Annotated in this window: 22 protein-coding genes and 1 tRNA gene; 8 read left to right on the top strand and 15 right to left on the bottom strand. The window is 63.4% G+C overall.

Annotated features, from left to right (window positions below):
• The first annotated feature begins 20 nt into the window (after nt 1–20).
• Entirely contained in the window at nt 21–1,436 is a 1,416-nt protein-coding gene (locus HMPREF2559_RS00160; RefSeq protein ID WP_066491567.1) for a peptide MFS transporter, read from the top strand.
• Here HMPREF2559_RS00160 and HMPREF2559_RS12890 read toward each other — a convergent pair.
• On the bottom strand, nt 1,390–1,536 hold the full coding sequence (locus HMPREF2559_RS12890) for a hypothetical protein (RefSeq protein WP_154666922.1): 147 nt from the start codon (nt 1,534–1,536) through the stop codon (nt 1,390–1,392). The two genes, HMPREF2559_RS00160 and HMPREF2559_RS12890, sit on opposite strands and share 47 nt — an antisense overlap.
• 37 nt (nt 1,537–1,573) lie before the next feature.
• Here HMPREF2559_RS12890 and HMPREF2559_RS00155 point away from each other — a divergent pair, with 37 nt between their 5' ends.
• Nucleotides 1,574–2,290: an HNH endonuclease family protein gene (locus HMPREF2559_RS00155; RefSeq protein WP_066491565.1), complete on the top strand. Its 717-nt coding sequence runs from the start codon at nt 1,574–1,576 to the stop codon at nt 2,288–2,290.
• Nucleotides 2,291–2,496: 206 nt separating this feature from the next.
• Here HMPREF2559_RS00155 and HMPREF2559_RS00150 read toward each other — a convergent pair whose 3' ends face one another.
• From HMPREF2559_RS00150 to pflB, 5 genes are all read right to left on the bottom strand, one after another.
• Nucleotides 2,497–3,570 (bottom strand): SPFH domain-containing protein, encoded by a 1,074-nt coding sequence (locus HMPREF2559_RS00150; RefSeq protein ID WP_082723292.1) that lies wholly within the window; start codon nt 3,568–3,570, stop codon nt 2,497–2,499.
• Between the two features lie 183 nt (nt 3,571–3,753).
• Nucleotides 3,754–5,001 carry an alpha/beta fold hydrolase gene (locus HMPREF2559_RS00145; RefSeq protein ID WP_066491557.1) on the bottom strand — a complete coding sequence of 416 codons (1,248 nt, stop codon included), beginning with the start codon at nt 4,999–5,001 and terminating at the stop codon, nt 3,754–3,756.
• Nucleotides 5,002–5,011: 10 nt separating this feature from the next.
• The gene (gene pflA, locus HMPREF2559_RS00140; RefSeq protein ID WP_066491552.1) at nt 5,012–5,881 is read right to left on the bottom strand and encodes a pyruvate formate-lyase-activating protein; all 870 of its coding nucleotides are present in this window, start codon (nt 5,879–5,881) and stop codon (nt 5,012–5,014) included.
• An 82-nt stretch (nt 5,882–5,963) separates the two neighbouring features.
• On the bottom strand, nt 5,964–6,281 hold the full coding sequence (gene grcA2 / locus HMPREF2559_RS00135) for an autonomous glycyl radical cofactor GrcA2 (RefSeq protein ID WP_255356877.1): 318 nt from the start codon (nt 6,279–6,281) through the stop codon (nt 5,964–5,966).
• An 11-nt stretch (nt 6,282–6,292) separates the two neighbouring features.
• Entirely contained in the window at nt 6,293–8,386 is a 2,094-nt protein-coding gene (gene pflB, locus HMPREF2559_RS00130) for a formate C-acetyltransferase (protein ID WP_066491537.1), read from the bottom strand.
• A gap of 316 nt (nt 8,387–8,702) precedes the next feature.
• On the opposite strand from pflB, the gene HMPREF2559_RS00125 reads away from it, so the two are divergent.
• Entirely contained in the window at nt 8,703–10,646 is a 1,944-nt protein-coding gene (locus HMPREF2559_RS00125; protein ID WP_066491534.1) for a solute carrier family 23 protein, read from the top strand.
• 154 nt (nt 10,647–10,800) lie between these two features.
• Here the strand turns inward: HMPREF2559_RS00125 and HMPREF2559_RS00120 are convergent.
• Nucleotides 10,801–10,882: transfer RNA gene (locus HMPREF2559_RS00120), tRNA-Leu, on the bottom strand.
• Between the two features lie 89 nt (nt 10,883–10,971).
• Between HMPREF2559_RS00120 and HMPREF2559_RS00115 the strand changes: the two genes are divergently transcribed.
• Both HMPREF2559_RS00115 and HMPREF2559_RS00110 read left to right on the top strand, forming a co-directional pair.
• Nucleotides 10,972–11,409: a hypothetical protein gene (locus HMPREF2559_RS00115; RefSeq protein WP_066491532.1), complete on the top strand. Its 438-nt coding sequence runs from the start codon at nt 10,972–10,974 to the stop codon at nt 11,407–11,409.
• Nucleotides 11,402–11,755 carry a DUF3817 domain-containing protein gene (locus HMPREF2559_RS00110; protein ID WP_066491524.1) on the top strand — a complete coding sequence of 118 codons (354 nt, stop codon included), beginning with the start codon at nt 11,402–11,404 and terminating at the stop codon, nt 11,753–11,755. The genes HMPREF2559_RS00115 and HMPREF2559_RS00110 overlap by 8 nt, the downstream gene beginning before the upstream one ends.
• 45 nt (nt 11,756–11,800) lie before the next feature.
• On the opposite strand, the gene rdgB is transcribed toward HMPREF2559_RS00110, so the two are convergent.
• From rdgB to clpS, 8 genes are all read right to left on the bottom strand, one after another.
• A complete protein-coding gene (gene rdgB / locus HMPREF2559_RS00105; RefSeq protein ID WP_066491522.1) occupies nt 11,801–12,409 on the bottom strand; it encodes an RdgB/HAM1 family non-canonical purine NTP pyrophosphatase in 609 nt (202 codons plus the stop codon).
• Nucleotides 12,410–12,423: 14 nt separating this feature from the next.
• A complete protein-coding gene (gene rph, locus HMPREF2559_RS00100) occupies nt 12,424–13,155 on the bottom strand; it encodes a ribonuclease PH (protein ID WP_066491519.1) in 732 nt (243 codons plus the stop codon).
• A 13-nt stretch (nt 13,156–13,168) separates the two neighbouring features.
• Nucleotides 13,169–13,936 (bottom strand): MBL fold metallo-hydrolase, encoded by a 768-nt coding sequence (locus HMPREF2559_RS00095; RefSeq protein ID WP_066491512.1) that lies wholly within the window; start codon nt 13,934–13,936, stop codon nt 13,169–13,171.
• A gap of 68 nt (nt 13,937–14,004) precedes the next feature.
• The gene (gene murI / locus HMPREF2559_RS00090; protein ID WP_066491510.1) at nt 14,005–14,811 is read right to left on the bottom strand and encodes a glutamate racemase; all 807 of its coding nucleotides are present in this window, start codon (nt 14,809–14,811) and stop codon (nt 14,005–14,007) included.
• Nucleotides 14,808–15,494: a rhomboid family intramembrane serine protease gene (locus tag HMPREF2559_RS00085; RefSeq protein ID WP_066491508.1), complete on the bottom strand. Its 687-nt coding sequence runs from the start codon at nt 15,492–15,494 to the stop codon at nt 14,808–14,810. The genes murI and HMPREF2559_RS00085 overlap by 4 nt, the downstream gene beginning before the upstream one ends.
• 31 nt (nt 15,495–15,525) lie before the next feature.
• A complete protein-coding gene (locus HMPREF2559_RS00080) occupies nt 15,526–16,530 on the bottom strand; it encodes a P1 family peptidase (RefSeq protein WP_066491503.1) in 1,005 nt (334 codons plus the stop codon).
• Nucleotides 16,531–16,542: 12 nt separating this feature from the next.
• Nucleotides 16,543–17,079: a DUF2017 domain-containing protein gene (locus HMPREF2559_RS00075; protein ID WP_066491496.1), complete on the bottom strand. Its 537-nt coding sequence runs from the start codon at nt 17,077–17,079 to the stop codon at nt 16,543–16,545.
• 19 nt (nt 17,080–17,098) lie between these two features.
• A complete protein-coding gene (clpS, locus tag HMPREF2559_RS00070) occupies nt 17,099–17,422 on the bottom strand; it encodes an ATP-dependent Clp protease adapter ClpS (protein WP_066491494.1) in 324 nt (107 codons plus the stop codon).
• A 524-nt stretch (nt 17,423–17,946) separates the two neighbouring features.
• Here clpS and HMPREF2559_RS00065 point away from each other — a divergent pair.
• The 3 genes from HMPREF2559_RS00065 to HMPREF2559_RS00055 form a co-directional block, all read left to right on the top strand.
• Complete coding sequence (locus HMPREF2559_RS00065) at nt 17,947–19,296, top strand: nicotinate phosphoribosyltransferase (protein ID WP_070539147.1); 1,350 nt, start codon at nt 17,947–17,949, stop codon at nt 19,294–19,296.
• Between the two features lie 111 nt (nt 19,297–19,407).
• Nucleotides 19,408–21,363: an ATP-dependent DNA helicase gene (locus HMPREF2559_RS00060; protein ID WP_070539145.1), complete on the top strand. Its 1,956-nt coding sequence runs from the start codon at nt 19,408–19,410 to the stop codon at nt 21,361–21,363.
• Between the two features lie 284 nt (nt 21,364–21,647).
• Nucleotides 21,648–22,726 (top strand): DDE-type integrase/transposase/recombinase (locus HMPREF2559_RS00055; protein ID WP_070539144.1); only part of this gene is annotated, 1,079 nt, incomplete at its 3' end.

The raw sequence follows: 22,726 nt of genomic DNA, 5'->3' as shown, positions 1-22,726 counted from the left end.
ATGGTGCATACTCAATATCCATGACCATAATTGAACGGCGTTCAAGAACGCGTATTCCGCTTACTTTGCCCGCCATCGCCGGTGTGGAAGCCTGGGAACGTTTCAGCTTCTACGGCATGCAGGCACTGCTCGCCTACTACCTCTATTCCACCGCCGCCGAGGGCGGCCTGGGCATGGATCAAGCGCAGGCCACCGCGCTCGTCGGCGCCTACGGTTCCGCGCTCTACCTGTGCACCTACGCCGGCGGCTGGGTAGCAGACCGCCTCCTCGGCGCGGAGAAAACCCTGCTTACCGGCGCAGCCCTCCTCATGGCCGGGCATCTTTCGCTCTCCCTCGTGCCCGGTTACGCCGGACTCATCGCGGGGCTCCTCCCCCTCGCGCTGGGCTCGGGTCTGCTCAAAACCGCAGCGATTACTATCCTCGGCGCCGCGTTCCCGCCTGAGGCAGGCAAGCGCGATGGCGCATTCCAGATCTTCTATCTCGGCATCAACGTCGGCGCGCTCCTAGGCCCCCTGCTCACCGGCTGGCTCGCCGAGTACCACGGATACCACGCAGGTTTTGCCGCGGCGGCCGGACTCATGGCCATCGGCTGCGTCTTTTATCTCTCCCTGCGCCGCCGCGCGCTCGCCTCGCTTGCCGATGCCCCCTTTATCCTCGCCCCCACCTCGCCCATCGCGCCGCGCCGCGCAGTGCTGGCTATCGTTGCTGTCGCAGCCCTTGTCCTCGGTGCCATCGCGCTCCTACCTCCCTCGCGCTTGGCACTCACGCTGCTCATTCTCACGGCGGGCACAGCACTCGCGCTTTTCATGCAGATGCTGCGCTCCCCGCAGGTTGACGCGCCCGAGCGCCGCCGCGTCCTTGCCTTCATTCCGCTCTTCGCGTGCTCCACGGTCTACTGGGCGCTGCAGTCGCAGATCTACGGCGTGCTCGCTGTCTATTCGCGCGAGCGTCTCGACCGCACCATCGGTTCCTTTGAGATCCCGGCCGCATGGACGCAGTCGCTCAACCCGTTCTACATTTTGGTATTCACGCTGCCCCTTGCGGCCATCATGGCGCGCTACCGCATGCCCGCCCGTCGCGTGCTCATGGGCGGCGGGCTTGCGCTCGCCGGCGCCGGAATGTTCCTGCTGCTGCCCTACTCGGGCGGCGGCACCGCGCCGTTTATCGCACTCGCCGGGTGCATCGCCACGATGAGCCTGGGCGAGATGCTCATCGGACCGGTAGGCATGGCAGCCTCAGCGGCGCACGCCCCGCGCGCCTTCGCGACGCGCTTCTCAGCCCTCTACTTCCTCACGATGGCCATCGGCACCGCTCTTACCGGAACGATCTCCACGTTCTATTCGCTCGACCATGAGACGGCGTACATCGTGGCCGTGGGCGCCGTACCCGTCATTCTTGGTCTGGCTGTGGCGCTAGCCCCTCGCGCACGCAGCTAAGCGCCTCATCGACCGGCACGTCGTAGTCCAAGCCCTCGTCGACTCGGCGCTCAAGGCCCTGCTCCGCGAGGTAGTCGTCGAATAACTTATCGATGCTCATGGCTCGTGATCCTACCGCGCGTTAGGATATCTGGGTCATGTCCAAGTCCCCCTACGTCGTCGCCGCGCTCACCGCCGTTCTCATTGCGGTGACGCAGTTCTATCACGCGCCCACGCCGGAGCTGCCCGGCTCTAGCTCTGGTTCTGCCGCCGAGACCAAAGACACCACTGCCGCCACCGACACCACCGTCGAACTCGCCAGTCTCGACGCACTGACCGTCAAGGGTCGCGCGCCGAAGACCGGCTACGAACGCGAGCAGTTCGGTCAGCGCTGGTCGGACGATGTCACCGTCGAGTTCGGCCATAACGGCTGCGATACCCGCAACGACATCCTGCGCCGCGACCTCACAAATGTTGTCATTAAAGACAATACGCACGGGTGCGTGGTGCTCTCCGGCACATTGCACGACCCGTACTCGGGCACGGACATCGCATTCCAACGCGGAAAATCCACGTCCTCGGCAGTACAGATCGACCACGTCGTCCCGCTCGCGGATGCGTGGCAGAAAGGCGCGCAGGCCTGGACGCCAGAGCAGCGCCGCAACTTCGCCAACGACCCGCGCAACCTACTCGCCGTGGACGGACGCCTCAACCAGCAGAAGGGCGCGGGCGACGCCGCAACGTGGTTGCCGCCCAATAAGGCGTTCCGCTGCGACTACGCACAGCGCATCATCGACGTGAAGTCCGCCTACGGATTATGGGTCACGCAGGCCGAACACGACGCGCTCGCCCGCCAACTCGCACACTGCCCGTAAGCATTCGTAGATGAGCTTCGGCCCTGCGCTCCCCCATTGGACGCCCCGCGAGCGCCCCACGATTTCGGCGCTCACCGGACGCCTCGCCCTCACAGCCGCATAAAAAATCCCTCCACCCACCGCACCCAAGCGAGTTGGACGCGGGGATGGAGGAATGACGCGGTGCCTCACCGAACCAGGGAAGCCTCGGCGAGACAACCTGAGAGCTACATGTTGCCCTCGATCTGGCGCTTGATTTCAGCGTAGGGGCCCTCGAGCTCAGAACCCGATGCAGGGCCAGACTGGGCGCCGTAGACCTCGTGTGCGGTTTGCGGCTGGGACGGTGCCTGGGGCTTCGCCGAGCGCTTGGGGCGCGGCGAGGGGGTGGGGGCATCGGCAGCCTGCTCGGCCTGGGTGAGCGCATTGGTGGAGAGCAGGACGTCGCGCATGCCGCTGAAGAGCTCCGTCATACCGCCCGGGTTGGACGGCATGTACAGGACGTTCGTGTGGGAGCGGTCCGCAACGTCGACCATCGCGTCGAGGTACTGCGAGACGAGCATGAGGGTCTCTGGGTTCTCCTCGACGCCGGCGGCGCGCAGCAGCTCGTACTGGGCAGCAATACCTTCGACGATCTCCTTGCGCTGCTCCGCGACACCGCGGCCCTGGAGCTTGCGGGCCTCGGCAGCACCTTCAGCTTCCTTGACGACGCGAATCTTCTCGGCTTCTGCCTGAGCAATGGCGGCCTCGCGCTCGCGCTGCGCGGCGTTGATGGAGTTCATAGACTCACGGACGCGGGCGTCCGGGCGGATATCGGTGACCAGGGTGTTGACGAAGTTCCAGCCGTAGGCCGCCATATTGTCGCGCAGGGAGACCGCGACATTGCGGGCAATGGTGTCCTTGGACGAGAAGGACTCGTCAAGCCCCATGTTCGCGACGGAGGAACGGACGTTGTCCTGGACGTAGGCGATGATCTGCTGCTCGTGGTTGGAGAGCATGTAGTACGCTTCGCGCTCGCGGCCCTCGACGACCTGGTACTGGACGGCGACGGGGATCTGGACAAAGACGTTGTCCTGCGTCTTCGTCTCCACCATGACATCAAGCTGGCGGACCTTCAAGTTGATCTTGTCGCGGACGCGGTCGATGTAGGGAATCTTAAAATTGAGACCCGCGTGGGCGACGCGCTGGAACTTACCCAGGCGCTCGATGATGGCGGCCTCGCGCGTGCGCACGACCACGAAGCCGTCGAGAATGGTGGCGATGATGATCAGAGCAAAGATCACTCCGACAATGGCACCGAACATGAAAGAGCTCCTTCGTAGTGAGAGGGGTTGTCACTACATAGGGTGCCATAACTTTGGGCCTCATGATCGTCTGGAAGACGTAACAACTCAGTGACGATTCTGCGGAATCTGGCTCGCAGTTTTATCGACTACGGTCGATAAACTCGCAGATTTATAATATGTAGCCGATAAAAATGCGCATCTTTAGTGGTCGTCCGCCAGCCGCAAGAGCTCGGTGAAAATGGCCTCGCCGTCGACGCGGACACCGTTGTGCTGGTATTTATTCGTCACGTGCGGGCGCAGGTCGCGGTAGAGGTGTGCGGTGTGCATCGATTCCTCGAAGGGCACGAAGATGTCGTCGAGGTAGACGGCCGCCGCAGCAATGGCGGGCGCGTCCTTGAGGACCTCTAGGTCGTAGGGGCTGGACTCCCACGGGTGCTGGGCGAGCTTTTCTGCAGCAGCCTTAAGCGGGCGTAGCGCAGGATCCTCGTCGAACTGCCAGGGGTAAATGTGCTCGCCGGTGAGCCACGTGCCGTCTTCGGCGAACTCGTCGAATTCCTCGCGGACGCGGTGCGCCGCCCAGTTCGTGGGCGCGGAGTCGACGACGCCGCCGTAGATGGACTCGTGGATGGCTGCGTAGAGCGGGCCACCTTGAAAGGTCACGCGCTGGCCGACGTCCTGCAGGAAATCCGAACGCAGGCGCTTCTCCCCACGCACGGTGCGGAAAGGCTCCTCGAGGAGGAACGCAAGCGTATCGAAGCCGGCGCCGCGGCCGAGCTCAATGCCGATGGTGCGGAAGCGACGGGAGGACAGGCGCTCGCCCGTGGGCACAGTCTCCTCGTGGTTGTCGAGGTGGTCGATAATCTCCTCGATGCGCTGCTGCGCCCAAGGAATTTCGCGGAAGAACTGACTCTCGCGGGCACGCAGCTTCGTATACGTCGCGCGGTACAGGTCGTCGGCGCCCAGGCGCGTGGTGGGCAGGCCTCCGGTGAGGAAGGCGCGCTCAATGGATTCGGGGAACATGGACAGGTAGGCGGTGATGATAAAACCGCCGAAGGACTGACCGTAGAGCGACCACTTCTTCAAGCCCAGGTGCTCGCGGACGCGCTCGGCGTCGCGCACGATGTTGTCTTGGCGCAGGAGATGAAGCTTGTCGAAGTCGGCGGCATCGGAAAGCTCATCAATGCGATGCGAGCGGCCGGTGCCGCGCTGGTCGAGCAAAATCCAGCGGTAGCGCGTGAGCCCCGCCTTGAGCAGCCCGCCGAGACCGGCGGCGGGGCGCTCGGCCGGAAAGCCGGGGCCGCCCTGCATGTAGACGAGCGCGGGATAATTCTCGCCGCCGGGCGGGATGATCTCGCGGGCGAAAACGTCAAAGGTCCCGCTATCGGGATTGGAGTAATCCCACGGGACCGTGACGTGATGTTCTTTGAATTCGTGGCCAAAGCGCTTCATGCGCTCCAGGCTAGTAGACCGTGAAACCCTTCTCGCGGAAGACGTCGCGGATCTTCTCCATCTCGTCGACTGCGGGCGGTTTAACGTCCTCGAGCTTGTAGTCCATGCCCAACTCGTGCCACTTGTCCTTGCCCATGTTGTGGAACGGCAGCACCTCGACGCGCTCGACGTTGCCCTTCCAGCGGGCCACGATATTCGCGACGTTGGCGACGTTCTCCGGGAAGTCAGTGAGACCCGGTACGACGACGAAGCGGATCCATACCTTCTTGCCCATGCGGTGCAGCTTGTCACCGAAGTCGATGGTGGGCTGCAGCTCGCGGGCGGTGACCAACTTGTAGGTCTCCTCGTCGCCCGCCTTCACATCGAGGAGGAAGAGATCGATATTGTCGATATCCTCGTCGCGCAGGCGCGCGCCGAAGAAACCGGAGGTATCGATCGCGGTGTGAATGCCAGCGTCGTGGACTTCCTTGAGCACGCGGCGGGTAAAGGCAATCTGGAACAGCGGCTCGCCGCCGGAGATGGTAAGTCCACCGCCGGAGGCGTTGAATATGGGCTTGTAGCGCTTGATGCGCTTGACCACGTCTTCGATGGTCTCCAGAGTGCCAGTCTTCATCTCCATGGTGTCGGGGTTGTGGCAATACAGGCAGCGCAGAGGGCAGCCGGACATGAACATGGTCATGCGCGTGCCAGGGCCGTCGACGGCCGTGACGAGCTCCCACGAGTGAATGAGTGCGATATCGCCGGTGCGACGGGCTTCCATAAGCTCCGGGCGCGTGATTTCGTCCAAGTGATTATCAGAGCCGAGGCCGCCCGCGACGCCGCGGACTTTCTCGCCGACTTCCGGCTCGAGGTGAACGACGCCGGTTACGCCATCTGCCATTGCTCAATGCTCCTTGCGAATAGTCCAATGCGGCCGCAGGCTCCGTGGGAGCCGACGACCGCTACTGGATAAGTGAGTGTTACTAGCTGCCCTGGTGGAAGGTACGCGAGATAACATCCAGCTGCTGCTCGCGGGTGAGCTTGACGAAGTTCACGGCGTAGCCAGAGACGCGAACGGTGAGGTTCGGGTACTTCTCCGGGTGCTCCACAGCATCCTCGAGGGTGGACTTGTCCAGCACGTTGATGTTGGCATGGTACAGACCCGAGTTCATGTTGTGCTCGTCGCGCTTTGCCTTCATGTCGGCCAGGCGCTCTTCGAAGGTGTGGGTTGCCATTGTGTATGTCTCCTGAAATGTGGTGAGTGGTTGGGGTGCCGCGGCCGAGCTGGCCGCGGCAAGGATGGGGGTTCGGACTACTCCGCGTTGTCCATAATGAAGCCGGAGTCCAGGACGCCCACCAGGTTGGTGATGCGCTCCTCAGGCGTGCGGCCCAGGCCGGTCGGGGTAATCGTGTTGGTGAGCGAGATGCCGTCCAGTGCGTCCTGGTAGTCCAGCTTGCCCACGGACAGCATGGAGGCGACCATGCCGTGGGAGTCGGCACCGTTCTCCGGGTTAGCGCCCGGCGCGAACGGGGTACCAGCCTTGTGGCCGGACGGGAAGGAACCGGTGGCCTTGCCGTAGACCACGTTGGAGGTAATGGTCAGGACGGACTGGGTCGGGATGGCGTTGCGGTACATCGGGATGGCCTTAATCTTGTCCATCACGGTGTGGACCACGGTGGCGGCGATGTCATCCGCGCGGTCATCGTCGTTGCCGTAGAACGGGAACTCGCCCTCGGTGCGGTAGTCGACAACCAGGCCGGTCTCGTCGCGGACCGGGTAGACCTTGGCGTACTTGATGGCGGAGAGGGAGTCGGCCACGATGGACAGACCGGCGATGCCGCAGCCCATGGAGCGGACGATGTCCGAGTCGTGCAGAGCCATCTCGACTGCTTCGTACGCGTACTTATCGTGCGAGTAGTGGATGATGTTGAGGGCCTCAACGTAGGTGCCGATGACCCAGTCGAGCATGTCCTCGTACTTTGCCCAGACCTCTTCGAAGTCGAGCGGGCCGTCGCCTTGGATGGGCTCGTAGCCGGTCATGATCTGCTTGCCCGTGACCTCGTCGCGGCCACCGTTGATGGCGTAGAGGAGGGACTTTGCAGCGTTGACGCGAGCGCCGAAGAACTGCATCTGCTTACCAACGCGCATCGGGGACACGCAGCACGCGATGGCGGCGTCGTCGCCCCACTGCTCACGAATCTGGCGGTCGGACTCGTACTGGATGGACGAGGTCTCAATCGAGATATGAGCACAGAACTTCTTGTAGCCCTCAGGCAGCTTCGGGTCCCAGAAGATGGTGATGTTCGGCTCTGGGGACGGGCCCAGGTTGACCAGAGTCTGCAGGAGGCGGAAGGAGGTCTTGGTGACCATGTGGCGGCCGTCGTCGCCGAAGCCGGCGTCAGACCAGGTTGCCCAGTACGGGTCGCCCGAGAAGATCTGGTCGTAATCCTCGGTACGCAGGAAGCGAACGATGCGCAGCTTCATGACGAGGGAGTCGATGATCTCCTGAGCCTCAGACTCGGTAAGGATGCCACGAGCGAAGTCGCGCTCGAAGTAGGAGTCGAAGAATGCAGACAGGCGGCCGATGGACATGGCAGCGCCGTCCTGGGACTTAATGGAGGCCAGGTAGCCGAAGTAGGTCCACTGAACAGCCTCATGAGCGGTGGAAGCCGGGCCGGAGATATCGAAGCCGTAGGACTCAGCCATCTTCTTCAGCTTCTTCAGAGCCTTGATCTGCTCTGCGTGCTCCTCACGGTAGCGTGCCCAGTGCTCAGAGAAGCCCAGGTCTGCCACGGCGTCCTTGGAACGCTGCTTTTCCTCGATGAGGTAGTCGACGCCGTAGAGGGCGACGCGGCGGTAGTCACCGATGATGCGGCCGCGGCCGTAGGCGTCCGGCAGGCCGGTGATGATGTGCGAGGAACGAGCGGCACGAATGCGCGGGGTGTAGATATCGAAGACTGCGTCGTTGTGGGTCTTGCGGTAGCGCGTGAAGATTTCCTTCACGGCCGGGTCGTATTCCTTGCCGGCTTCCTTGATGGCCTGCTCGACCATGCGCCAGCCGCCGAACGGCATCATGGCGCGCTTGAGCGGCGTATCCGTCTGCAGACCGACGATGACGTTGTCGTCTTCACAGATGTAGCCAGCCGGGAAAGCGTCAATATCGCTGGCGGTGTGGGTATCGACATCAAAGATGCGCTTCTTGCGCTCGATGGAGAGGTAGTTCTTCTCCAAGTAATCGAAGGTACGCATGGTCTTCTCGGTGGGGCCTTCGAGGAACGAAGCGTCGCCATCGTACGGAGTGTAGTTGCGCTGCACGAAGTCGCGGACGTCGATTCCTTCGGTCCACGGTCCCGGGTTGAAACCTTCCCAGGCGGTAAACTGCAGCGGCTCGGTTGCGGTGGTCACGAGGCGTGACTCCCTTCTGTTTCGACGTTTTTAAGGGCTCGCCGTTTTACTTCAACCGGCAGTGCCCTGACACGCTCGAATTTACCCGTGCACCTGCTTGTTTCCTACCTCAGTCCTGGGTCACAAAGAGACCAATACCACAAGTTTTTCCGTACTTACTGCTCAGCGAATTCATATAAAACGGCCGTTCCGTATCTATCGGGGGCAAATTACCCCCATCGCCCCCGGTGCTGAAGCGGTTCAGATTGGTATGTTCAGACTTCGCTCACGTCACGCGACTAGGCTTCCGCACTGCGCACCGGCTACTTTTATTCGCATGACTTCTTCTCCGCTTCCTCCCCCAGACACGGCGAACACTGTGACTTCCCGTCCCACCAACGCTGTCGATGCCGTCCCTCCTGCGCCCAAGCTCGCCGCGCTCGGCCTCCAGCACGTCCTCGCGTTCTACGCCGGCGCCGTCATCGTTCCTCTCCTCATTGCGGGCTCGCTCAATCTCGACACCGCGACGACCATCCACCTCATCAACGCTGACCTGCTCACCTGTGGTCTGGCGACCCTTATCCAATCGGCGGGCATCGGCAAGCACGTGGGTGTGCGTCTGCCCATCATCCAAGGCGTGACCACCACGGCGGTCTCCCCCATCATCGCCATTGGCCTGGGCGCGACGAACGGGGAAGGCGGCACCGCCTCCCTGCCCACCATCTATGGCGCCATCATCGTCGCGGGTCTGTTCACCTTCTTCGCCGCTCCTGTCTTTGGCAAGGTGCTGCGCTTCTTCCCGTCTATCGTCACCGGCACGGTGCTCCTCGTCATGGGCACATCGCTGCTCGCGGTCTCCGCCAACGACTTCATCAACTACGCGGAAGGCGTGCCGGCCACCCGCGACCTCCTCTACGGCTTCGGCACCCTCGCCGTCATCGTCCTTGTCCAGCGCTTCTTCCGCGGCTTCCTGGGTACGCTCTCTGTCCTCATCGGCCTCGTGCTCGGCACTGCCGTCGCTCTCGCGCTGGGTGATGCCTCCTTTGCCGAGGTCGCCACCGCCGACGCGTTTGGCATCACCACGCCCTTCTACTTCGGCATTCCGAAGTTCGACCTCGTCGCCATCTTCTCCCTCATCATCGTCATGATCATCACCATGGTCGAGACCACTGGCGACGTCTTCGCCACCGGCGAAATCGTCAAGAAACGCATTCGCCGCGACGACGTCGTGCGCGCCATCCGGGCTGACGGCGTATCCACCGTCCTCGGCGGTGTCATGAACTCTTTCCCGTACACCTGCTTCGCCCAAAACGTCGGCCTCGTGCGGCTTACTGGCGTCAAGTCGCGCTGGGTGGCCGTCGCCGCCGCAGGCTTCATGATTCTCCTCGGCTTGCTTCCCAAGGCCGGCGCCATCGTCGCCGCCATCCCCTCGCCGGTCCTCGGTGGCGCCTCGCTCGCGCTGTTCGCCAACGTCGCCTGGGTCGGCCTGCAGACCATCGCCAAGTCGGACCTCTCTGACGGCCGCAACGCCGCCATCGTCACCACTGCCCTCGGCCTGGCCATGCTCGTGACCTTCAAACCGGATATCGCGGCCGCCTTCCCGAACTGGGCACAGACCTTCGTCTCCTCCGGCATGTCCATCGGCGCGCTCACGGCCATCGTGCTCAATCTCCTCTTCTTCCACCTCGGCCGCCAGTCCGGCGCCGATGTCTCGCGCGCGACGGGCACCGGCGTGTCCCTCGACGAGCTCAACAACATGGAACGCGACGATTTCGTCGCAGCCCTGCGTCCCCTCTTCAACAACGAGACGTGGCCGCTGGAGACCGCCTGGGAAGCCCGCCCCTTCGCCGACATCAACGAGCTGCGCGCGGCCATCCAGGTCGCGGTGCTCACCGCTCCTTCGGAGCGCCGCGAGGCCCTCATCCACGATTACCCCGCCATGGACGACCTCCTTCTACGCCCGCAGGACGTCGCCACGGCCGACCGCGGCTCCATTGGCTTGGCCGAGCTTGACGATGCCCAATCGGAGAAGTTGCAAGAGCTCTCCGCCGCCTATCGCTCGCGCTTTGGGCTGCCCTTCGTGGCGTATCTCGACACCACCGACACGGTCGAGCGCGTCCTCGACGCGGGCGTGCGCCGCCTCGCCAACTCCGAAGAACAGGAACGCCGCGTGGCGCTGAGCGAAATCGTAGAAATCGCCAACGACCGCTTCGACCTGCTGCTCGCCGACGCCAACCCGGTGCGCTCGGCGTGGGACCGCAAGTTCACGGAAATCGACTAGCAGCACCGAGCTCGCCATCCGCGCCCCGCGAGCCTGGCTTTGGGTTTATGGCGTTTCGCAGCGCGTACCGCACCACCAACCGCCATAAAACCAAAGCTGGCCGCAAACGCGCGAAGGGCCGGCCTCGTTCGATACGAGGCCGGCCCTTTTATTGTGCGCCCGGGGAGAATCGAACTCCCACGTCCTAAGACACTAGAACCTAAATCTAGCGCGTCTGCCAATTCCGCCACGGGCGCGTGCGGGATAAAGCTTAGCAAGTGGACTGGGCGGGGAGTTAATGCGCGGGGTTAGAAAATTGGGGCACGGGGTGGGTAGGCTATGACGAGTGAGCAGCAAGGAACCGCGTAAACGTCAAAAGATCAAGGTCAAATGGTGGCACATCCTCTTGATCGCGTTCTTCGTGGTGACGTTCTTGTTCCTCGCGTGGTGGCAGTGGACGCGTTTTCAGTCCGGCTCCGGCACGTTCCAGAACCTGGGCTATGCCTTCCAGTGGCCGCTGTTCGCCGTCTTCGTGGTCTACGCCTACCGCACAGCGCTCAAGTATGAAAACGAGCGCATCGACGCCGAGAACGCGGCGGCCGCCGACGGCGACGAGGACTACCAGTATGTCTCCGAGCGCGAAGCGCCAAAGCATACGATGACCGCCATCGACGAGGACTTTTTGCCCTCCCGTCCCCAGATGGACGTCGAGGAATTTAACGCCTTGAATGTCCAGCGCCGTGAGCGCCCTTCAACCCGCAACGAAAGTGAAAGCAATGACTAACCAGCCCGCGCAGCACCACCCCGAACGCCAGGCACGCGTGAAGACCGCCCTGAACATCTTCTCCGTCTTCGCCTGGGTCACCGGTGTCTTCCTGCTCGCCCTCGTTGTCCGCATGGTGTGCCAGTACATTCTGAAGCTCGACATCCCGGAGTGGGCCACGTGGATCGCTATCGCCCACGGCTGGGTCTACGTCGGCTACCTGCTCTCCGTGCTCAACCTGGGCACCAAGGCACTGTGGCCTTTCCCGAAGATGCTCGGCACCGCCCTCGCCGGCGTTGTGCCTTTCTTCTCCTTCTTCATGGAAGCCAAGCGCCGCAAGGAAGTCATCGCAGCGTTCAACCTCTAAGATGCATACAAAAATCGCCGGTCCCCACGCGGGATCGGCGATTTTTTATGCGGACTTGGCGAGCTCCGCGATGTGGGGCACGAGCTGCTCGAGCGCGCGATGGCGGTGCGAGACAGCGTTCTTTTCGGCAGGGGTCATCTCGGCCGAGGAGCGCTCCTCCCCTTCCGGCTGGAAGAGTGGGTCGTAGCCGAAGCCATTTTCGCCGTGGCGCTCGCGCAGGAGCATGCCCGGCCAGCGACCTTCGGCGAGGAATTCCTGACCATCCGGCGTGACGAGCGCGCACGTGGACACGAAGGCGGCGGCGCGGCGCTCATCCGGCACGTGCTCCATCTGTGCGAGCAGAAGGTCGTTATTCGCCTCGTCGTTGCCGTGGGTGCCGGACCAGCGCGCGGAGAGCACTCCCGGCATGCCGTTGAGCTCTTCGACGGCGATGCCGGAGTCATCCGCAATGGTGGCCAAGCCCGTATGGGCGACGCCGGCGCGTGCCTTGATGAGCGCATTGTCGGCGAAGGTTCGACCGTCCTCAACCGGCTCCTCGTACGCCTCCACCGCGGACAGCGGGAGGAGTTCGACGCCGGCGATGCCAGCCTCGGCGAGGATGGTCTCGAGCTCGCCCAGCTTCTTCTTGTTATTCGATGCGACGAGAATCTGCATGTGAAGTCCCAGTCCTAGTTCCAGCCGAGCGCTGCCTTTTGGGCCTCAATAAGCTCGTAGCAGCCCTTCTCCGCGAGATCGAGCATCTGGTTCAGCTCAGCGCGGCCGAAAAGTCCGTGCTCGCCGGTGCCCTGGATCTCCACGAAATTGCCGGAGGAGGCCATGACGACGTTGAGGTCGACCTCGGCGCGGGAGTCCTCCTCGTAGGGCAGGTCGAGTGACGGGCGACCGTCAATGATGCCCACGGAGACCGCAGCGATGGGGTCGAGCAGCGGCTCGCCAGGGACGACGCCTGCTTCCTTGAGGTGTGCGACAGCATCAGCCAGCGCGACATAGGCGCCGGTGATGGAGGCGGTACGGGTGCCGCCATCGGCCTGGAGGACGTCGCAGTCGAGCTGAATGGTGTTCTCCCCCAGCTCGCGCAGGTCCACGGCGGCGCGCAGGGAGCGGCCGACGAGACGGGAGATTTCATGCGTGCGGCCCTTGACCTTGCCCTTCATGGACTCGCGCGGCATGCGCTCGTGCGTTGCGGACGGAAGCATGGAGTACTCGGCAGTAAGCCAGCCCTCGCCGGAGTCCTTCTTAAAGCGCGGGACGCCATACTCGACGGACGCGGTGCACATGACGCGGGTGTTGCCGAACTCGACGAGGACGGAGCCTGCCGGGTTGGTCGTGAAATTGCGGGTGATGCGAACAGGGCGCAGCTCATCGAGCGCGCGGCCATCGAAGCGAATGAAATCAGACATGGGCTCTAGCGTACTAGAGCTCAAACTCCATGTCGGGAGCACCAACGACGATCTCTCCATCGAACTCGGCGCGGGCCGCGGCCACGGTGGCTTCGCGGTCGCCCCACGGCTGGAGGTGGACGAGCACGAGCTTCTTCACACCGGCGAGTGTCGCGAGACGCCCTGCCTCGCCACCAGACATGTGCATATTCGGCGCCTTGCCCTCCGAGGTTTCGCCCCAGCCCGCCTCGCAGAGGAAGATATCCGCATCCTGGGCGGCCGGAATGAGGTCCTCGGTAAATGCGGAGTCGCCGGAGTATGCGATAACGCGGCCCGACTTCGCGTGCTCCACGCGCAGTGCGAACGTCTCAGTGGGGTGGATGGTGCGGTACGGCGTCATGTAGACCTCGTCGACGAGCTGGCGTTCGCCCTGGCGCCAGTTGTCGAAAGCGAAGGTATCCGAGAAATCGTCGACCTCATCCGGCACGTCTGCGGACAGGCGGCCGAGGTGCACCGGAGTGGCGGCCGGGCCGAAGCACAGGTTGCGCGCGGCGGCCGGGGCCGTGGGATGGAAGCGACGCCAGACCATGAGTGACGGGAAATCCATGCAGTGGTCAGCATGGAGGTGGCTAAAGGTCACGTGAGCGTCACACGGATCCTGGTGTTTCTGCAGCTGTGCGAGCGTCCCCGGGCCCATGTCCATGACGATGGACGGGGCGTTATCGAAGGACACGAGGTAGCCCGACGCCGGATTAGCAGGCGTGGGCACAGAGCCGGAACAACCAAGGATGGTCAACTTCATGGGTACATCGTTGCACGAAAGTAACCAAAAGTCAGGCAATCGTCACTCGATTGCGAGAAACTTCTGGGTTATCCCTGAATGTGGTTGAATTCACCGGGGCCGCGGCCGAGGAAGCGCGCGGCGAGTTTATCAAAGAGCTCCGGCGCACCGGTGGACTCAAAGACGCGGGTGGGCGGCTCGGGGTTCGCGCGCAGCATATCGGACTCCGTGAGCACCTTGAGCACGTCTTTCGCGGTTTCCTCTGCAGAGGAGACGAGCGTGACGTTGTCCCCCATCGCAAGTTGGATGACACCGGAAAGCAGCGGGTAGTGTGTGCAGCCGAGTACGAGCGTGTCGACGCCCTCGGCCTGCAGCGGCGCGAGGTAGTTTTCCGCCACGCCCAGAATCTGGCGGCCGGAGGTAATGCCGCGCTCCACGAAGGGCACGAAGTCCGGGCACGCGGTGGCGAAGGCCTGGACGCCGGGATTGACCGCGAAGAGGTCCTGGTACGCGCCAGAGTTGACGGTGCCTTGCGTGCCAATCACACCCACCTTGCCGTTGCGGGTTGTCGCCATCGCACGGCGTACGGCGGGGCGGATGACCTCGACAACGGGGACGTCGTAGCGCTCGCGCGCGTCGTGCAGGAACGCCGCCGTCGCCGTATTACACGCGATGACGATCATCTTGCAGCCGCGCTCCACGAGCTCGTCCGCAATGTTCTGAGAGAACTGACGCACCTCGGCAATGGAGCGTGGGCCGTACGGACCGTGAAGAGTATCGCCGATGTAGTGGATGGACTCGTGAGGCAGCTGGTCCATGATCGTGCGAGCCACGGTGAGCCCGCCCAGACCAGAGTCAAAGACGCCGATGGGAGCGTCTGCAGCAGGAGAACTCAACGCAGTTCCTGCTTTCGCGAACCGGACAGAGCCCTGACTGGATCGTCGGAGGTAATGGTCATGCCGGCGAGAATGCCGCCGATGGCGCCGAAGAGGTGGCCCTGCCAGCTCACGCCCTCATAGACAGGCAGCACGCCCCAGATAAGACCGGAGTAGGCGAAGGCCAACACAACGCCGGTAAAGAACTGCACGAGCGAACGGTTAAACACACCGCGCACGATGAGGTACGCGAGCCAACCGTAGACCATGCCCGAGGCGCCAATGTGCAAGGTACCCGGCCCACCAAAGAGCCACGTACCCACGCCAGCGACGAGCAGAACGATAGCGGAAACTTCCCAGAACGCGCGGCGGCCGGACAAGCCCACGATGAAACAGAAGATGGCGCCCGGAATGGAATTACCCATGAGGTGCTCGAAGTTGGCGTGAAGGAAGGGCGCGAAGAAGATACCCCAGATACCGGAGAAGTCGAGCGGGCGGATACCGAAGTAGCCCAGGTGTCCGCCGAAGATGACGGCGTTGATGATGTGCACGCCCCACTCGATGACGAGGTAGCCAATAGCAAACGTCAGGCCTGCACGGATGCGTCCGCTGCGCGTGTAATTCTTCGAATCACCAGAATTCCGGCGCGGGGCGGGCGCGCCGCCGGGCCGGTACTGGTAATTCTGCATTCCGCCATAAGTCATAATGCGACCTACTTTAGCGCGGCGGGCGACATCAGGCGCGTTTCGGCAGCGTCGCGTACGTCGCAAGCCCAAATCCCGGCGCGGCATGCACGACTGCGTCGACGATGGCGGCCTCGACGGCGTCAGCTGCTGCGACGCCGAGCGCCATCATGGTCGGCGTGTCCACGCCTGCCGCCGCTGCCGGTGCCGCCGCTGTCGCGTCGGCAGGGGGAGCAGAGAGGGCAAAGATGGTGTCACCGTCGAGCGGCGAGTGCGCCGGACGCACGGCTCGGGCGATGCCGTCGTGCGCTGTAAGCGCCAAGCGCTTGGCTTGGGCCTTGGTCACTGGGGCGTCGGTGACGACCACGCCAATGGTCGTGTTGAGCTTCGACTGCTTGGGGTCCGGCACCGCGGCGTAGGCCTCTGGGTCGAGCGCCTCGAGGCTCTCCCCCGTCGCGCGCTCGTAAGCGCGGGCGCCGAAGAGCTCTCCGGTCTCGGCGTCGACGACCTCACCCGCCGGGTTCGCGACCATATAAGCGGTGACCTGATAGTTGTGAGACGGCGCATGTGCGGTGACGCTCGCGCTGCCAAAGCCGCCGCGCAGGCGGCCAGCCGTGGCGCCCGTCCCGGCGCCGACGGTGCCGGAAACCTCCAGCAGTGGTGCGAAGGCGGCATCGGAAAGCGCGGCACGCAGGGCGGCGGCGCCATCGGAGGCGGTGGGATAGTGGACCTCGCCGACGATGAGGTCGAAGATGACGGCCGCGGGGATGATGGGCACGCGCGGGCCGGGGCGGCCCTCGCCGAAGACGGGGAAGCCAATGTCGCGCGTGGCGAGCTCGCGCATGGCGCCGTCCGCCGCGGCGAGGCCAAAGGCGGACCCACCGGAGAGAACAATGGCGTGGACGCGCTCTACCGTATTATGCGGCTCGAGAAGATCGGTCTCACGGGTGCCGGGACCGCCGCCGCGGACATCGACGGACGCGACGGCGCCCTGCGGGCCGGCGTAGAGGACGGTGACGCCCGTGTCTCCGAGCGTGGCGTGGCCGATGGAAACCATGCGCCCGACCGCCTAGTTCATCATGGCCTGGAGCAGCGAATCCTGCGCAAAGGCGAGCCACTCGATGATGGCTTCCTGATCCGCAAGGGCTCCCTCGCCGCGCATATCGCCCGCGGCAACGTAGAGGCGCAGGTCGTTCAGACCTGCGACAAACGCGGGGGCCTCGGATTCTTCGATGGAAACCTCGACGCCACCGGTGGGGCCGAGTGCCTCGTTAATGACCTGGAGGTTCTGTAGCTTTGCGCGCGCGATGTCGTTTTCGTGGAGTGATCGCAGCAGCGCATTATCGCCTTCGAATTCCTCGTCTCCTTCCTTCTCAAAGTCCGGGAAGAGACGCGCGAGCGACGGATCCTCGGGGGCCTCCTTATGGCCGGAGGCAATGCCCATCATCTCCGCCAAGTCGTCCTTGGGCGCGGACTGGGCGCGCTTGATGATCGCCTCGGAGACCGTCGCCGTGAGATCGCCTATGACCTCGCGCTCGATGGGTTCAAAGCGCGTGACGTACCGCGCCGGACGCATGAGCGACTTTTTCTTCTTCCATGCCTGCATGTATTCAGTCCTGTCTGCTCTAGCCGGCCTGCTGCATGGTGGCCCACAGACCAGCAATCTGCAGCTTCTTTACGTCGGCCTCAATCTTGTCGCGCTCGCCCGTGCTCACTGCGGCCTTGCCTTCGGTATGGACCTGCATCATGAGCTCGTTCGCGCGCTTCTTGTCATAACCCAGCACGGTCTGGAAGACATAGGAGACATAGGACATGAGGTTGACCGGATCGTCCCACACGATGCACATCCACGGCAGGTTTTCGCTCGTGGCGACATCAATCTGAATGTCTTCATCCAGCTCCGGGGTGGCCATCGGCGAACCGAGGGTCGGGTTAAGGGAGAGATTCATGGTACTTAGCCTAATCAATCTGTCCCTCTTTCGACCACAGTCCGCCCCACCGGCGCGTGAGAAAGAGCGCAATTGCCTTGCCAAGGGCGTAAATTAATCTCAGAAACTGTTTATTTCCTATTTCGAGAGCTGCATTCTCTCCCCTCCCTCTGTGAACGAACCCATCAACGTCCCCCAGCTCTGTGCCGAGCTTCGCAACGGCAATCTGAGTCTGTAGAGTCTGGTCAATCTGGTCACAACTGCGTGGACGGTCGCAGCCCTCATTGGCACTCTCTTCATCTTCGTCGGTGCCGCGAAGGACGGCTCCTCGACCCCGGCGGGTGATTCCACCGATGGACGACGTGAGATGCTGCTCAACCCCTCGCTCACCACGATCGGCGTAGCGTACGACTACAACAGCGGCTACGTCGACACCGTTGTGACAATGGAGTAAGTTCGCGAGCCCCCGGCGTTGCCGTGGTGATCTGCACTGGGGCTTGTTAAAGACCTCACAAAATATCGTGCGCCGCGTATGATTGAGCGGCATGAATGACTCTGCTTCCGCCGTTTCCTCCCCTGCCAGCCGCTCGACGGGCTTGTTGACCGATAAGTACGAGCTCACCATGCTTCAGGCAGGGCTGCGTGACGGCACCGCGCACCGTAAGGCCGCTTTCGAAGTTTTCGCTCGCCGCTTGCCGGGCGAGCGCCGTTACGGCGTGGTCGCGGGCATCCCGCGCGTGCTCAAAGCCATTGAGGACTTCCGCTTCACCGAGGACCAGCTTGCAGACCTCGACTTCCTCGACGAGCAGACGATTGAGTACCTGCGTAATTACCGTTTCTCCGGCCAGGTGGACGGCTACCGCGAAGGCGAGCTCTACTTCCCTAATTCGCCGCTGCTGACCGTGCGCGGCACGTTTGGCGAATGCGTCATCCTCGAAACAGTCATCCTGTCCATCATGAACGCGGACTCTGCGGTGGCATCGGCAGCCTCCCGCATGGTGGTGGCCGCAGACGGCCGCCCGATCATCGAGATGGGCTCGCGCCGCACGCACGAGTACGCCGCGGTCACCGCGACCCGCGCCGCGTACCTTGCGGGCTTTACCTCCACGTCGAACCTTGAGGCAGCGTACCGCTACGGCATTCCGGCTTCTGGCACGGCGGCGCATGCGTGGACGCTCGCCCACGTCAACGATGACGGCACGCCGAACGAGGAGGCCGCTTTCCGTTCGCAGATTGAAACGGACGGCGTGGACACCACCCTGCTCGTCGACACCTACGACATTACGAAGGGCGTGGAGACGGCCATCAAGGTCGCGGGCACGGAACTCGGCGGCGTGCGCATCGACTCCGGCGACTTGGGTGCCGTGACGCGCCGCGTGCGCAAGCAACTCGATGACCTGGGCGCGCACAACACGCGCATTGTTGTTTCCTCCGACTTGGATGAGTTCTCCATTGCGGGTCTGCGCGGCGACCCAGTCGACGGCTACGGCGTGGGCACGTCCGTGGTCACCGGCTCCGGCGAGCCGACCGCGTCCATGGTCTACAAGGTTGTTGAGGTCGAGGGCCACCCCGTGGCCAAGCGTTCCTCCTCCAAGCGCTCCGTAGGCGGAGCCAAGCGCGCCATTCGCACGCACCGCTCCACTGGCGTCGCGCTCGAGGAAATCGTCTTCCCCTTCGACGCGGAGCAGCCGGAAGTTCCGTCGCACCTCACGGTGCGCGAACTCACCGTGCCGCTCATGCGCGACGGACATGTGGTCGAGGGCCTGCCCACGCTCGAGGAATCCCGAGCCTTCCTCGCTGAAATCCGCGGCACCCTGCCGTGGGAGGGCCTGGCGCTGTCCAAGGGCGATGTCCCGGTGTCAACGCGCATGGTGGGCTTCCCGCCAGCCAAGTAGTCCATCGGCTTTCTTTCCCGCACGGTGATCGCCTGACGCGTCCACGCCTCGTCGCCCTTCCGCATGTTTAGCTGCCTTCAGCACGTCGGGGCGGCAGGCTAGACTGGCCGGGTGGAGAAATCGACCGAAGAGCTTCTAGAGTCCGCCGTCGCCGCCTTGGGTGGTGCCCGCCGCGAAGGCCAAGTCCGCATGGCCAAGGCCGTGACCAAGGCCTTCGAGACCCAGCGCCACCTCGCCGTCCAGGCGGGCACCGGTACGGGTAAGTCACTGGCCTACCTCGTCCCCTCCCTGCGTCATGCCCAAGGCGCGGAGACCTCGGTCATCGTCTCGACGGCGACGCTCGCGCTGCAGCGCCAGCTCGTCCACCGCGACCTCCCGCGGCTCACCGAGGCGCTGGCCGAGGAGATGGACCGCGAGCCCACCTTCGCCATTATGAAAGGCCGCGCGAACTACCTCTGCCTCAATAAGCTGGCGCAGCCGGAGTCGCCGGAAGCCATGCTCGATGACGGCGCGGGGCTCGATGGTGGCTCGTGGCGCGAGCGCGCCGCCCAACGCGTCACGGAATGGGCCCAGGAAACGGAGACGGGGGACCGTGACGACCTCGAGCCAGGCGTCCCAGACGACGTGTGGAAGGCGTTTTCCGTCACCTCCCGCGAATGCCTAGGGGCCTCGCGCTGCCCGCACGGCGAGGACTGCTTTGCAGAGCTCGCCCGCCGCGAGGCCGCGGACGCAGACGTCATCGTCACTAACCACGCGCTGCTCGCCATCGACGCGCTCTCCGAGGCAAATATCCTGCCCGACCACGATGCCGTGGTCATCGACGAGGCGCACGAACTCGATGACCGAATTACCTCCGTCACGACCGCGGAGATTACCGCCCGCGTTATCTCCATGGCGGGCAACCGCGTCAAGGCACTCGCCTCGGACTCCGGGTTGACGGACCTCGCGGAGGAATTCACCATCGTCACCGCGGATTGCCCTGAGGGCCGCTGGACGGACATGCCCGAGCCCGTCTCCCAGCACCTCACCGGTATGGAAGACACCCTTCGGCGCATGCGTGAGAAGATCGCCCGTGCGCCCGAAGGCGAACAAAAGGACGACCCAGAGAAGTTCGCGGAGCGCCAGAACCTCACCAATCACCTCTCCGATCTCGCCGAGGCCGTCGCCCGCATGCGCGCCGTCTTTGCCCAAGGCAACCCGGCTGAGCACGAGGACGTCGTGTGGCTCTCGCGCCGCAATGGGGAGGGCCCCGCCACCCTCGCGGTCGCGCCGCTGTCTGTCGCGGACCTGCTGCGCTCCAATCTCTTTGGCGAACAGACCGTCGTGCTCACCTCAGCCACGCTGGCCCTCGGCGGCCGCTTCGACGTCATGGCCACGCAATGGGGCCTGCCCACCGGCACGTGGGATTCGCTCGACGCCGGCACGCCCTTCGATCCCGCGAAGTCCGGCATCCTCTACACCGCAGCACACCTGCCGCAGCCCGGCCGCGACGGATTGTCCCCGGAAACCCTCGCGGAAATCTATGAGCTCATCATGGCCGCGGGCGGGCGCACCCTCGGCCTCTTCTCATCCCGCCGCGCCGCGAATCAGGCTGCCGATGCCCTCCGTGCCCGCCTCCCCTTCGACCTCTACGTCCAAGGAGACGACACGATCGGCGCGCTCGTCGATACATTCGCGAAGAACGAGAATTCCTGTCTCTTCGGCACGCTCACGCTGTGGCAGGGCGTCGACGTCCCCGGACCGGCCTGCTCGCTCGTCCTCATCGACCGCATTCCGTTCCCCCGCCCCGATGATCCCCTCATGCAGGCACGCGTCGATGCCGCCAAGGCCGCGGGCCGCAACGGTTTCATGGAAGTCTCGGCGACGCACGCAGCACTCCTCATGGCACAGGGCGCCGGCCGGCTGCTGCGCCACGTCGGCGACCGTGGCGTCGTCGCCGTCCTCGACCCACGCTTGGAGACCAAGCGCTACGGCGGCTTCCTCAAGGCCTCGATGCCGCGCTTCTGGCAAACCACGAACCCAGAGACCGTCCGCGGCGCACTCAAACGGCTCGTGCAGCAGCTCTAGCACGCGCTCGCACCGGCTACGCGCCGGATTTCGGAACAACGAAGGCCCAGATTTTTCGACAATCTGGGCCTTCGATGTCCTAAGATTCCGACACCGTCGTTGCAGCCTCCAGCACTAGGTGTCAGCGGCGAACCTAGGCCTGTGATGTCTAGTGACTTCTTGGACTCGGAGTCCATTGACTTTTTGGACTTGGAGTCCAGTTAGTTTTTTGACGCGGAGTCCAGGAAGTTTATGGACAGGATGTCTAACGACTTTTTGGGCTCTGGTTTCTTGAGAATGTGGGGATGGCAATTCCCATTACTCTCCGCAAGAAGATAGCGGATTTCGATCCCATCCGTGAGGGCATCACGGTCCAGCAGTTCTGCAAGAACATCGGCGTATCGAAGCAGACGTACTACAACATCAAAGCACGTATCGCCGAACGTGGGCGGGCTGGCATCGTGCCGGATAGCACGGCACCGCTGAACCCGCGACGGGTCTACGATGACAAGATTCGACAACAGGTCCTGCAAGCTCGCGGTACGTTACAAGCCCGCGGCCAAGACTGTGGCCCATGGTCAATCTTCTACTTCTTACTCGATGAACTCGGCTACGACCAACCACCGTCGCGAGCTTTAATCGCACAATGGTTGCACGAGGCTGGCGTCGCTGACATCAATGCACGTAAACGACCGCGTAAGTCCTACAGGCACTTTGCCAGGGGCCAAGTCAATGAACTGTGGCAGATCGATGCGTTTGTCTACAGACTCTTCGATGTGCCTCACACGCAAGTGACTATCTACCAAGTCGTCGACGATGCCAGCCGCTTCGATGTCGGCTCCCGAGCTTTTGGAACTCCAGAAAACGGCACCGATGCCCGCATCACGCTGCGTGGAGCCATTGATGCTTATGGACTTCCCCAAGAAGTCCTCTCTGACAACGGTGATGCCTTTGCTACCTACCATCGCGGCCGGCTGTCGCAAACCGAACGCTGGCTCGCCAGTCTGGGGGTTCAATCAAGTGCGGGTTTTGCTCCCACGACGCAAGGCAAAGACGAGCGATCGCACCAAACCATGACCAGGTTTTTAGATGCTCGTACCCCCACGACGCTCGCGCAGGTCCAACAGTTGATTGTCGACTACCGCGACTTCTACAACACACGCCGTCGTCACCAAGGACTTCTCAGGGGCAAGATGCACATCACCCCAGCCCAAGCCTGGGAGATTATCTCGCATGCCCAGCCACCGACGCAGCCGATTGCCCCGGATGTTTTATGGACGAAAATCGCGAAACAATATCACCGGATTCACCCCGACAACCAAGCAGATACCTTAGCAGCCGACACGGTGGTCGTGAGGTTACCCTCGTTTAGTGGACACCCTAT

It is taken from the genome of Corynebacterium sp. HMSC072G08, assembly GCF_001809185.1.
Taxonomy (GTDB): domain Bacteria; phylum Actinomycetota; class Actinomycetes; order Mycobacteriales; family Mycobacteriaceae; genus Corynebacterium; species Corynebacterium phoceense.
Note: the sequence above shows the minus strand (reverse complement) of the source record. Positions and strands in the feature narration are given on the sequence as shown.